This window comes from Pseudoalteromonas aurantia, from assembly GCF_005886875.1.
GTDB lineage: Bacteria > Pseudomonadota > Gammaproteobacteria > Enterobacterales > Alteromonadaceae > Pseudoalteromonas > Pseudoalteromonas aurantia_A.
In genome coordinates this window covers 1-11,559 of sequence record NZ_PNBY01000119.1, presented here as the reverse complement: position 1 = coordinate 11,559, position 11,559 = coordinate 1, and the positions used below count along the sequence as shown (strand labels likewise).

The following is an 11,559-nucleotide window of genomic DNA, read 5'->3' as shown; positions in this document are numbered from 1 at the left end:
TTAACTGACTGGCATTAGGCCAAATGCCGGCTTTTTTGTCTCAGATTGTTAGTGTTTAAGTTGGCTTAGGCCTTGTTGATTAAATGGTTAACTCCCAGTCTATTTATCAGTTTTACCTTTGTCTGCAATATTTGGGTATATCTAGCCTAGTCATTTAATTTTTCCCTTATTTTGTTGCACAGTCTGCTATTTTTTCTCTCTAAGTGAGTCGCTTTTACAACGGTGCTAAGCTCTTCATATAGTGCGTTTACAACTGGCTTATTGATATATTGCCCTGTGATTGGGAAGCCCCATTCGAATAGCCACACGAGTATTTGATTAAATACTGTATCAGTTTCTTTGTGAGGGTTTATCATACCGTAGATGAGTTTGTTTGATATGTCTGATTTTTGCGCTAATGATAGTTCTGTTGATGCATCGGTCCAGCTTTTAATACGCATAAGTATGTCACTTTTTGCTGCATTCATACTTTGGCTCATTAGCTTGGTTTGTCGTAAGTCTTCATTTTTGCAGCGGCCAAGTATATCAAGCTCTCTATCAGGTAGGTCGATTGACGTTCAGTTAGGGTAGTTGATAAAATCGAGATTATAAGACTCATTTACAGCGACATGGGTTAGTTCATGCACTAAATTTCCGATATTACCAAATTGGTAACGGACTTCATATTGCCGAACATTGTCGGGTTTGTATCGGCAAACGGCTGAGCCACTGGTTTGTACGTTGATCCAGTCGATGACCAATGGTGTAACTGCTAACACTTCATTGATCACGAGCTTTAGTGGCCCATTAACCATGCTATTTAAACGATGAAGCTTCGCTAAATCTTGTTCTACGTTCATAACTTATCTGTAATTACCTACACATTTCTAGATAGTATTATTATATTTAACACCTTCGTGTATGAGTATCGAGGACAAATATCCGTAATTTACTATGTTGCCCCTAGGTGATGAATTTTTAGGGTGAATTACACATGAGTAAGGGGCAAATGTGCGGTGACGTTACGTTATTTAGTATAAAAATGAAATTCAGCAGGGGATATAATGAATTTATATCCGCTCTAATGCATTCACAGTCAAGTCATCGAGGAGAGGTTTATTTCTTCTGGGCGTAATGTGAGTATTTCAAACCCAGTTTCAGTGACTAAAATAGTATGCTCAGCTTGAGCTGATAGCTTTTTGTCTTTGGTTACAACGGTCCAGCCATCTTTCTTGGTCTTTATTTTCGCACTGCCTTGATTGATCATAGGTTCAATTGTGAAGGTCATACCTTGCTTGAGTTGCATGCCGGTATTGGGTTTTCCGTAGTGAAGTACATTGGGTGCTTCATGCATCTCAGTACCAATGCCATGGCCGCAGTATTCACGTACAACACTGTAGCCTTTTTTATGCGCAAAACTCTGAATAGCATGACCAATATCACCTAATCGTACGCCAGGCTTTACCAATTTAATGGCACTATACATAGCTTCAGTTGTGTCATTGACGAGCTTTCTTGCTTCTATACTTGCGTCAGGCATGACATACATTTTGCTAGAGTCGGTAATGTACCCATTTTTTTCAAGCGTAATATCAAGGTTAATAATATCACTGGATTTGATGATTTGACTTTTACTCGGTACACCATGGCATACCACGTCATTAATGGAACAATTTAATACATATTGATACCCATATTGACCTTTGGAGGCTGGCCGGGCATTTAACTCATCAACAATAAAGCGCTCAACGGTGTCGTTTATCTCCATGGTAGAGAGACCAGACTGGACATAGTTATCAAGCATAACAAAAACTTGTGCGAGTAACTTACCAGAGGCGCGCATTAATGCAATTTGTTGCGCGTTTTTAATAGAAACGTCAGTCATTTACATCGGTCTCACTGTGTACTTGTTTGTGTAATTCTGCTTGGATCAATTCAGCGAAATTTTTGTTTGGGTTATGCTCTGCCAACTTACCAATTTTGATCCAAAACTCGGCTTGGGCATTAATAGAGCGTGACATGACGTGTGATGTATTTCTTAATTCTTCGTGAAGTTCATCTGATATTTTAACAATACCCATGGGTATATATTCCGTTATGATTTATATGCATATCGTATGCTTTTGTGATCAAAAAAGAAAGCGCTAATTTTGTCAGCGCTTTTAGAATTAAAAGATGTGAATTAGATGTATGGGCTAAGTGTTGAGGCCAAATGGGTCATCAATAGAGTAGCTGGGCTGTGTAAACCAGCGTGGGCCGGCTTCTGTCATATAAAAATGATCTTCTAAGCGAATACCAAATTCATCAGGTATAACCAGCATAGGTTCATTGCTGAAGCACATACCAGCTTGCAGTGGCTGAGGGTTATTGCGCACTAAATAAGGCCACTCATGAATATCAAGCCCAATACCATGGCCTGTTCTATGAGGGCATCCAGGTACATTATAGTCAGGGCCAAGGCCGACAGAAGTTAGGTAGTTACGAGCGGCATCATCTATTGCGCCACACGGTTTACCAATTTTTGCAGCGTTGAAAGCGGCTACTTGGGCATTTTTTTCATGTTGCCACATGGTGCGTTGTCGCTGTGAGGGAGCACCAAAGACATAGGTTCGCGTGATATCTGATAAATAGCCTTCAACTTTGCATCCTGTATCAACTAATACTACGTCCCCTTGTTTAAGGGTTTGCGGCTCTTTAACACCATGGGGAAAAGAAGAGGCTTCACCAAATAATACGATGCAAAAGTAGTTACCAGTGGCGCCAACTTTTTTATGAGCGGCATTGATAAAGGCTTCTACTTCAGTCGTGGTTATTCCCTCATGCAACATGCTGGCGGTTGCTTTATGTACCGCTAAAGTCATGTCCATTGCGCACTGAATTAAGCTCAGTTCATGCGCTGACTTATGCATTCTACAATAAGCGGTGACTTGGTCGGCATTTATCCATGTATGCTGTGGGGCTGCTTGACGAATACCATCAAAAATGAAAAAAGCAGTGCTTTCATCTATCCCAATGTCTGCATTGTCAGTAATGCCAAGCTCGACTAATACAACAGCAAATAATTTATATGGGCTTTCATGTTCTTGCCATGTGTGGATAGGACCTTTGATCTCTTGGTAATCCAGCAGTGTACCTACTTCAAAGGTAGGGGCAATAAACTGTACTTCACCTTCGGCAGGTAAAATTGCACCAACCATTCGCTCGCTTGCATACCATTTCATGCCTGTAAAATAGGTAAGATTTGTGCCCGCATTAAGATAGATTGCTGCAATGTTGTGTTGTTTCATATACGTTTGCGCATGCTCAATACGCTGCAAGTATTCATCATAACTAATAGCTTGCACATTTTCGGTCATATTGGTAAGCGCATCTAGCGCTTGTTGTTGGCTTTGTATGCCGACACCGATTGTTGTCATAACATCTCCTAAAATCTATCAATTCGATAGGGGGTTAAATCTAAACTTGGTACTTCACTATTACACAGTTGTGCTAATAATTCAGCGGTGATAGCGGCCTGCGTTAACCCTAGGTGCTGGTGGCCAAAACCAAAATAAACATTACGGTGATGTGGGCTTCGGCCTATCACCGGCAGTGAGTCAGGTAAAGAAGGTCTACAGCCCATCCAAGTTTCACTCGCAGGGGTATTGTCAATACTTGGCAAGAGTGCCGCGGCATGCTCCATTAATACATCGGTACGTTGATGGTTTTCTGGCGCATCTAGGCCTGCAAATTCTACCGTACCTGCTACGCGCAAGCCGCTGGACATCGGCGTTATAATAAACTGACGTTCAGCAGATGCAACTGGGCGCGACAGAGAAGTCTGATGTTTGATCATAGCATGATACCCTCGCTCGGTATCTAGCGGCACATCAAAGCCGAGCTGATGGGATAGCTGCTTACTCCATGCGCCAGTGCACACGATGACTTTGTCAAACTGTGCGCCGCTTTGATCTGTGCATCTCAGCGTTACAGAATCATCGCTTGTGGTAACGTCACACACTCCACGTTGTTGAAATTTTCCGCCTGCAGCACTAAAGCGTTTATAAATATGTTGGCATAATGCATAAGGATCTACGCTGTGGCCGACATCGGTAAATAAAAGCGCATTTTTTATTTGCCTATTTAGACTAGGTTCTAATGAAAATATTTCATTGCCCGAAAGCCACTTTACCGCAACGCCTTGGTGTTTGTATTGTTGGTAGATCTTATTGATATCACTGCGCGTGGTATCTTCAAAGGTGAGTAAACTTCCATTAAGCGTAATTAATTTCGCAAAATCTTTTCTCCCCAGTAGTGATTGATAAGCCAATAGGGCCGAAAAATTTAACGCTTTGAGGGCTTTGGTGTTTGCTATGAGCTTGGCTGAACGCATATTGGTAATAAACTTCCAAAACCAAGGTAAAGCACAGTGAAAGTAACGCCAATCTATTTTTAATGGTCCATTTTGACTAAATAGCATACTGGGGATTTTAGTCAGTAAACTGGCTTGCGCTAAGGGAAAGACTTGCTCGGTAGCGAAATGTCCTGCGTTACCTTTTGAGCATTTTTGTGCAATACCTTGTTGGTCAAAAATGGTGACGGAATATCCTTGGTCTTGCAATTTTTTGGCGGTACATAGGCCCACAATACCGGCCCCAATGACTGCGATGTTTACTTGATTGGACATGCAATTTTCCTATCTATTACTGTTATAACACACTGCGTATACCTGATTGCATCTTGTTAAACGACACGCTACATACGTTTTCTTAAATTGTTGACTTGTAAATAAGATATACATATCAGTGCTTTAACCTTGTTTTCGTTGTGAGGTTTATGGGGCTTATTTTTTTTGAATATGATTTGTCTAATTTGGATATTGATTATTGTATACAATATACTTAAGATGGTAAACATTAAAACCAACAGAGGAAAGATCATGACCACACTTTGGCAGGGGGTTTACCCAGCAGTCACGACACAATTTAACGATGACAACAGCATTAATTTTGATACCACGCTTAATATGATTGACGCTTTGATCAATGAAGGTGTTCATGGGGTTATTGTTTTGGGCACGGTTGGAGAAAACTGTTCTTTGAGTCAACAAGAAAAACGTGCGGTGCTAAAGGCAGCTAAAGAATGTGTAGCGGGCAGAGTACCTTTACTCACAGGCGTTGCTGAAACAACCACCCAGTTTGCCATTGAGTTTTGTCAAGATGCAGCGAAATTGGGGATTGATGGCTTAATGGTACTCCCTGGTATGGTATACCGTTCTACAGAGCGTGAAGCCGTTCATCATTATCAACAAATCGCTCGTTCTATGTCATTGCCTGTGATGATTTACAACAATCCGATCACGTATGGAGTTGACGTTTCTATAGAGGGAATGAAGGTACTGGCGCAAGAAAGCAATATTGTTGCTGTAAAAGAAGCCACGGAAGATACGCGTCGTATTACTGAGCTGCAAAGTGCCTTTGGTGATCGGTTCATTATATTTGGTGGCGTTGATGATATTGCCCTTGAAAGCTTGATGTTGGGAGCAACAGGGTGGATCTCGGGTTTAACCAATGTATTTCCAAAAGAGTCGGTCGCGATTTATGAGCTTGCGCGTCAAGGTCGTTATGAAGAAGCAAAAGAGATCTGGCGCTGGTTTTTACCATTACTGCGATTAGACACAATCCCAACGCTTGTTCAGTGTATTAAATATGCTGAATCATTGGCTGGCCGTGGTTCTGAAGTAACGCGCTCACCGAGATTAGCGTTACCAGAGAGTGAAAAAGCCATGGTCCGTGCACTCTATGATGATGCAATGACGAGTCGTATTGACTTGTCAAAGTTCAATTTGGATTAACACCATGCGCAAAGGGACGTTTTCATGTATTGATGGCCACACATGTGGCAACCCTGTGCGCTTGATCACCAGTGGACACCCTATTTTAAAGGGTTCCACGATGAGTGAAAAGCGTCAACATTTTATGGCTAATTTTGATTGGATCCGCCAAGCTTTAATGTTTGAACCGCGTGGTCACGACATGATGTCTGGGGCATTTATTTACCCGCCAACGACAGTTGATGGGGATCTAAGTGTGTTATTTGTTGAAACATCAGGATGCCTACCCATGTGTGGCCATGGTTTAATTGGTACGTTGACGTTTGCATTACAAGCGGGTTTATTGCACCCCGAGCAAGCAGGGCGGATCAAAGTAGATACCCCAGCAGGTCGAGTCAATGCTCACTATGCAAAGCAAGGAAACCGAGTTGAATGGGTTAAGTTATTTAATGTTCCTTCATTTTTGGCATATGAGAATGTCGATATTGAAGTACCTGGTATTGGTGCTTTGCGCGTTGATATTGCTTATGGAGGCAATTTTTACATTATTGTAGAGCCTCAGCAGAACTTCCCCGGAATAGAACAGTGGCATGCCAGTGATATTTTATTGTTTAGCCCACAAGTACGCAATGTCGTTAATCAAACTGTAGACTGCGTACACCCAGAAAACACCACCGTTCATGGTGCATCTCATGTACTTTGGACGGGTAAACCAACGCACCCTAATTCTCATGCTGCCAACGCGGTATTTTATGGTGATAAGGCAATTGATCGTTCGCCTTGTGGCACAGGTACAAGCGCCAGAATGGCGCAGTTGTTTGCTAAAGGGCAGTTGCAAGTCAACGATGATTTTGTTCACGAAAGTTTTATTGGCAGCCAATTCGTTGGGTGCATTGAAGGGGTAACCGAAGTGGCAGGCAATGCTGCGATTAAACCCAGTATACGCGGTTGGTCACGAGTGACAGGCACCAGCAATATTTGTGTCGATGATGATGATCCATATGCATTCGGCTTTCAAGTTTTATAAATCAACTAAATTGAGTGGAGGTAACATGCAAGTTACTGGAGCAAGTCTTATTGCAGGTTCATGGCAAATAGCTGAACAGGCAGAAATATTTTATGGCTTTTCACCAAAGCTGAATTTGCCACTAGAAACGCCAGTATACGAGGCGAATTCAGATATGCTGGAACACGCAATTAATGAGGCCGAACGCGCATTTAAGGTATATCGAAAAACCAGTTATCAGCAAAGGGCTGAGTTTTTACATGCCATTGCGGATGAAATAGAAGCGCTTGGTACCCTCTTAATAGATACAACGCATCAAGAAACAAATTTGCCAGTGGCGCGGCTAGAAGGTGAGCGAGCTCGGACAATGGGGCAATTAAGGGCGTTTGCTCAAGCTTTAGAGGGCAGCCACAAGAGCATTGCCAATTTTGGCTGTACAGATGCGGCAGTACCTGAGCGCACACCACTGCCTAAGCCGAATACCGAACTTGATTATATCCCTCTGGGTGTGGTTGGGGTGTTTGGCGCATCAAATTTTCCATATGCGTTTTCCACGCTTGGTGGCGACACCGCTGCCGCGTTAGCTGCGGGGTGCAGTGTCATAACAAAAAGTCACACAGCACACCCGATCACAAGCGAGTTAATGGCACGTGCCATTAGCCTAGCCATTGAGAAGTGTGAGATGCCAAAAGGGGTGTTCTCTATGGTCCAGGCAAAGCGATATGACCTTGCTCATCAATTGGTTGCGGCACCACAAGTCAAAGCAATCGGTTTTACTGGCTCGTTTTCGGTGGCTCAAAAATTATTAGAGACCATAGGCACGCGTCAAGAGCGGATCCCTTTCTACGGGGAACTCGGTAGTATCAACCCGCAATTTTTATTAAAAGAGCAAATAGCACAAGCCAGTAACTCATTGGCAAGCCAGCTTTGCCAAGCATTGTTAATGGGTAACGGACAGTTTTGTACCAGCCCGGGTTTATGGCTGGTGCCGGCGGCAAGTTCGGCTTTTATCGAGCAAGCTGTAGAGCATATCAAAGCGAGCCAGTCAGATACCTTGCTGTCGCCAAATATTGTATCGAGCTTTAAGCAGAGCATTGCTGAACTAAAACAGTCAGATGAGGTGACGTTGTTGGCTGAAGGTGTACTCAATGAGTCGCATCATGCGAATGCACATTTGTTTACCACAGATATAGACACATTCTTGGCCAATAAAGCGCTCCATGAGGAAGTATTTGGTCCAATGGCCATGATTGTCACCTATGATAAACCCGCTCAATTACTGGCATTAGTCGAGTCTCTTGATGGACAACTCACCGCATCGGTGCATGGCACTCCTGCAGATCTGCGTAAAGCCGAGGTGTTAATTGAGGCGCTTGAATACAAAGTAGGGCGTATTATTGAAAACCAAATGCCAACGGGAGTCGAAGTGTGCTCATCCATGAATCATGGCGGACCTTACCCTTCATCAACCGATGTGAGGAGCACTTCTGTTGGATTAAATGCAATGCTGCGCTTTTTACGACCAATTTGCCGACAAAAAGCCAATTAATGTAACAAACGTAATTGTTTTTTTTAGTTTTTACACAAAAAAATGCCCAGTGCACTCGCTTGCTCTGGGCTTAGGGGGTAGCTCCAATGGAGCCAAAGCGTTACTTCAAAACACCTTTCAACTGTAAGGGAGAAGTAGAAAGTTACTTAAGTGTAGTTAACTTTTCATAAAAATTACAAACAACCGCAATATATTTAAAATTTATATTTTTCAGGTGGTTGTGGTTTATATAAATAAATATTCTAAAAAAACAGAAAAGATATATTCAAGTTATACCCAAGTTATCAACTGGCTATCACTGACTAGGTCTCGTGGCAGACTATTCTTAATTTTTTGCTTTTGCCATTTGCCAAGACCAACAGGCGCGCCACACAAGGTTAAAATCACCTCGCCAGTTACATTTACTGGTGAATTGAGGCGAATATCCTTACCATTGAAATAATCTTTGGCTTCATTTTGAGACATAGCATAGCTATTTTTACGTGCTAATTTGCCTAGTGCGGTTGCAAATTCATGCTCTAGTCTAATGCCGTTTTTATGGGTTGTGCCAACTTGAATCCCCATGCGGGAATACTTAATTTTATTTTCAACGTTGTGAAAGCCGTCAGGGAAAAGCCACAGCTCTTTATCGCGGCTCATAAGTTGACCTGAGATGGTGGTTTGTTCTATGCCAAATTGTTTTTTTGCGAGGTCAAAAAATTGCTGCTGTAGTTTTTTCTCACTTATGGTGAACGGAAAGCTGCCTTTCTTGGTTTTTTGCGCTGTATTTTCTACTGATGCGGTTTTAATAAAGCGCGCAATGAAAAAGCCTTCACTGTCGTAAATTTGTGGCCAAACGTGTAAGTAGCCCTCCGGGGTTGTGGCTCTAGCAGCATCAGGAAAAAGAGAGGATAAGTCATCTGTTTTTATGGCGTTAGGGAATGCGTTTAGCAGCTCGTCACACACTTGCTGGTTTTCTAGCGGCGTGAGTGTACAAGTTGAATAAACTAATGTGCCTCCCGGCTTAAGTGCCATAAATGCGCTGCGGATGAGCTTTTTTTGAACGTCAGCGATATCAATATTAGACTCGATAGACCAATTTTTGAGTGCGTCGGCATCTTTTCGAACAGTACCTTCACCAGAGCAAGGGGCATCAAGTAAAATACTATCGAAGCATTCATACATGTAATCTCCGAATATCGCTGCGTCGAAATGAGAGAGCGCACAATTGGCTATTCCCATACGCTTCATGTTAGCAGCCAATACTTTAAGGCGTGATGAAGACAGTTCATTGGCAATGAGTACGCCTTTGTTATTCATCATGGCGCTTAACTGTGACGTTTTAGAACCGGGTGCGGAGGCCATATCTAACACAGTTTTACTGTCTTCAAGGGCGTGTTTTAGCGCAATAGGTGGCAGCATTGAACTGGCCTCTTGTACATAAATACATCCACTCAAGTGCAGCTCGGTATTACCGATAGGCAGGTTTTGTTCTTCTGTTTCAGAGCGAGTAAGCCAGAAGCCGCTATCACACCATGGTACCGGCTCAATGGACCAATCATATGCAGCGCAGTAGTTCTTAAAATCACTGACTGACATTTTTAACGTATTCACTCTGACCGAACGCCTGAGCGGACTTTTGCAAGCTTGCAAAAAATCGTCGAGTGTTAGGTGAGTAGGAAGGTACGTTTTTACGTCGTCGATAAATGCTTCAGGAATATACGTTTTACTGTCCAAGTGGCGCTCTGTATTACAGGTTTGATTAAATTACCCCAATTTTAACACCGCATGATAATGGCTTAAAGGGTTTTCAAAGTTCAAATTGCCATACTGGTTAGGCGTTGCCTCTTTAGTCATCGTATTTCTTTGACTGTTTGCGATCAGGTCATTAAGTGTATTAACCCATGTCTTGAAATGAAGAATAAAGTGAGGAAGTGGTCACCGTATAATCGTACTTTGGTTTAACGCGTTAACATTAATAATTTGCTAAGTGATAGTGCCGTCTCATCATTAATTTAAGTGAAGAGATCATGAAATTAGCACGAACGAGCTAGCAGCAGAGCCTGCTGAATTAAATCAACGGGTTAACCTGCTTATGTGCTCGGGTTAGAAAAGTGCGTGCGCGGTGAAAATATCATTGATAAATCAGCGAAAATTAGCTTTAATGGCAGGATAAAACGTATTGGGTAATGTAGGGATGGCTTAATCACGAAAGACAAGCCGATAAAATAGGCTCGAGACAAGTTACGCCACCAAAAGCAAATTCTCATAGCATAAATAACACCAACTCTGACACACCGAGCAGGTGGTGGCTCAGTCCCACAAGCGATTTTGCAGCACAAACAGCGTGCTGCATAAATACTAAATAGTTATGTTCATTCGGGAGGGAACCGTGAAAAATTATTTGCCTGAATTTTTGGGCGTAGCTTTGGCTTTTCTCCTTCTTAATTTGTGGTATTTATCTGGAATCGCAATTGAAGAAGGCGTTGTTCCTAAGCATTATGACCATATAATTCGGATTGTTACCGTTTCTACTAGCGCCTTAGTCGGTGCGTTTGCAGCCTTTCTATTTAATGACCATCTAACCCATGCGAAAGAAAAGCGTGAGAAAGAAACATTGGTGGCCGACAAAGTGGCGGTATTAAACAAAGCTCTTCTAAACATCGCGTTGCAGCTAAATGCTATAGGAAATATAGAGAAGCTATTATCTAGGTTCACAAATGAGCATGAGCTGGCATTTAAAATGCCTGCTGAGAAAAATTTCAATGAAAACATATTTATTGATGTTAACGAAATAGCCGTTATTTTGACTGATTATCCTCAGTTACTGATGGAGATCTCTGTTCAGCAAGATGGCTTCATACAAACTGTTGAGTCTTTGAAAATTAGGCATGAATTTTACTTGAAAGACTTGCAGCCCAAAATGTATGAATTAGGTATACTTGATAGAAAATTTACAGTTGGTGAATATGAAGCTGCACTACCTTATTACTTATTTAAAGGGGCATATGACTCGGTCTTAGTGCTACAAAAAAATGTAAAAAGTAGTAGTGAGGGGCTTGAGAAGCGATTTTCTGATTTGAGAAGTGCTTGTAAAGAATTGTACCCAGGACATAGGTTCATGAATCTAAAATCATGAACATAACAAACGCATCAACGCATCAACGCATGGGCTAATAAAGCTTGGCTTGGTTCGTGCCTAAGGAAAATTTAGAAGACATATATGGACACTCC

11 protein-coding genes are annotated in these 11,559 nt (G+C 42.1%); 4 read left to right on the top strand and 7 right to left on the bottom strand.

Annotated features, from left to right (window positions below; genetic code table 11):
• Positions 1 to 146: 146 nt before the first annotated feature.
• The 6 genes from CWC18_RS18635 to CWC18_RS18610 form a co-directional block, all read right to left on the bottom strand.
• The gene (locus tag CWC18_RS18635; RefSeq protein WP_138592236.1) at positions 147 to 467 is read right to left on the bottom strand and encodes a hypothetical protein; all 321 of its coding nucleotides are present in this window, start codon (positions 465 to 467) and stop codon (positions 147 to 149) included.
• A gap of 90 nt (positions 468 to 557) precedes the next feature.
• A complete protein-coding gene (locus CWC18_RS18630) occupies positions 558 to 839 on the bottom strand; it encodes a hypothetical protein (protein ID WP_138592235.1) in 282 nt (93 codons plus the stop codon).
• A gap of 236 nt (positions 840 to 1,075) precedes the next feature.
• Positions 1,076 to 1,864: a type I methionyl aminopeptidase gene (map, locus tag CWC18_RS18625; protein ID WP_138592234.1), complete on the bottom strand. Its 789-nt coding sequence runs from the start codon at positions 1,862 to 1,864 to the stop codon at positions 1,076 to 1,078.
• Positions 1,857 to 2,060: a ParD-like family protein gene (locus CWC18_RS18620; RefSeq protein ID WP_138592233.1), complete on the bottom strand. Its 204-nt coding sequence runs from the start codon at positions 2,058 to 2,060 to the stop codon at positions 1,857 to 1,859. Before CWC18_RS18620 ends, map begins: the two co-directional genes overlap by 8 nt.
• A gap of 114 nt (positions 2,061 to 2,174) precedes the next feature.
• Positions 2,175 to 3,395: a M24 family metallopeptidase gene (locus tag CWC18_RS18615; protein WP_138592232.1), complete on the bottom strand. Its 1,221-nt coding sequence runs from the start codon at positions 3,393 to 3,395 to the stop codon at positions 2,175 to 2,177.
• A gap of 8 nt (positions 3,396 to 3,403) precedes the next feature.
• Entirely contained in the window at positions 3,404 to 4,645 is a 1,242-nt protein-coding gene (locus CWC18_RS18610; protein WP_138592231.1) for an NAD(P)/FAD-dependent oxidoreductase, read from the bottom strand.
• Between the two features lie 252 nt (positions 4,646 to 4,897).
• Between CWC18_RS18610 and CWC18_RS18605 the strand changes: the two genes are divergently transcribed.
• Genes CWC18_RS18605 through CWC18_RS18595 form a run of 3 tightly spaced genes read left to right on the top strand, consistent with a single transcriptional unit; the run spans position 4,898 to position 8,346 of the window.
• Positions 4,898 to 5,812 (top strand): dihydrodipicolinate synthase family protein, encoded by a 915-nt coding sequence (locus CWC18_RS18605; RefSeq protein ID WP_138592230.1) that lies wholly within the window; start codon positions 4,898 to 4,900, stop codon positions 5,810 to 5,812.
• 4 nt (positions 5,813 to 5,816) lie between these two features.
• Positions 5,817 to 6,818 carry a 4-hydroxyproline epimerase gene (locus CWC18_RS18600; protein WP_138675863.1) on the top strand — a complete coding sequence of 334 codons (1,002 nt, stop codon included), beginning with the start codon at positions 5,817 to 5,819 and terminating at the stop codon, positions 6,816 to 6,818.
• A gap of 25 nt (positions 6,819 to 6,843) precedes the next feature.
• Positions 6,844 to 8,346: an aldehyde dehydrogenase (NADP(+)) gene (locus CWC18_RS18595; protein WP_138592228.1), complete on the top strand. Its 1,503-nt coding sequence runs from the start codon at positions 6,844 to 6,846 to the stop codon at positions 8,344 to 8,346.
• Positions 8,347 to 8,616: 270 nt separating this feature from the next.
• On the opposite strand, the gene rsmF is transcribed toward CWC18_RS18595, so the two are convergent.
• Complete coding sequence (rsmF, locus tag CWC18_RS18590) at positions 8,617 to 10,062, bottom strand: 16S rRNA (cytosine(1407)-C(5))-methyltransferase RsmF (RefSeq protein WP_138592227.1); 1,446 nt, start codon at positions 10,060 to 10,062, stop codon at positions 8,617 to 8,619.
• A 655-nt stretch (positions 10,063 to 10,717) separates the two neighbouring features.
• Here rsmF and CWC18_RS18585 point away from each other — a divergent pair.
• Complete coding sequence (locus tag CWC18_RS18585) at positions 10,718 to 11,464, top strand: hypothetical protein (RefSeq protein ID WP_138592226.1); 747 nt, start codon at positions 10,718 to 10,720, stop codon at positions 11,462 to 11,464.
• The last annotated feature ends 95 nt before the right edge of the window (positions 11,465 to 11,559 follow it).

Coding starts and splice junctions, on each gene's coding strand:
- CWC18_RS18605 (WP_138592230.1), top strand. CDS start 4,898: ATGACCACACTTTGGCAGGGGGTTTACCCAGCAGTCACGACACAATTT.
- CWC18_RS18600 (WP_138675863.1), top strand. CDS start 5,817: ATGCGCAAAGGGACGTTTTCATGTATTGATGGCCACACATGTGGCAAC.
- CWC18_RS18610 (WP_138592231.1), bottom strand. CDS start 4,645: ATGTCCAATCAAGTAAACATCGCAGTCATTGGGGCCGGTATTGTGGGC.
- CWC18_RS18615 (WP_138592232.1), bottom strand. CDS start 3,395: ATGACAACAATCGGTGTCGGCATACAAAGCCAACAACAAGCGCTAGAT.
- CWC18_RS18595 (WP_138592228.1), top strand. CDS start 6,844: ATGCAAGTTACTGGAGCAAGTCTTATTGCAGGTTCATGGCAAATAGCT.
- CWC18_RS18620 (WP_138592233.1), bottom strand. CDS start 2,060: ATGGGTATTGTTAAAATATCAGATGAACTTCACGAAGAATTAAGAAAT.
- map (WP_138592234.1), bottom strand. CDS start 1,864: ATGACTGACGTTTCTATTAAAAACGCGCAACAAATTGCATTAATGCGC.
- CWC18_RS18630 (WP_138592235.1), bottom strand. CDS start 839: ATGAACGTAGAACAAGATTTAGCGAAGCTTCATCGTTTAAATAGCATG.
- CWC18_RS18635 (WP_138592236.1), bottom strand. CDS start 467: ATGAATGCAGCAAAAAGTGACATACTTATGCGTATTAAAAGCTGGACC.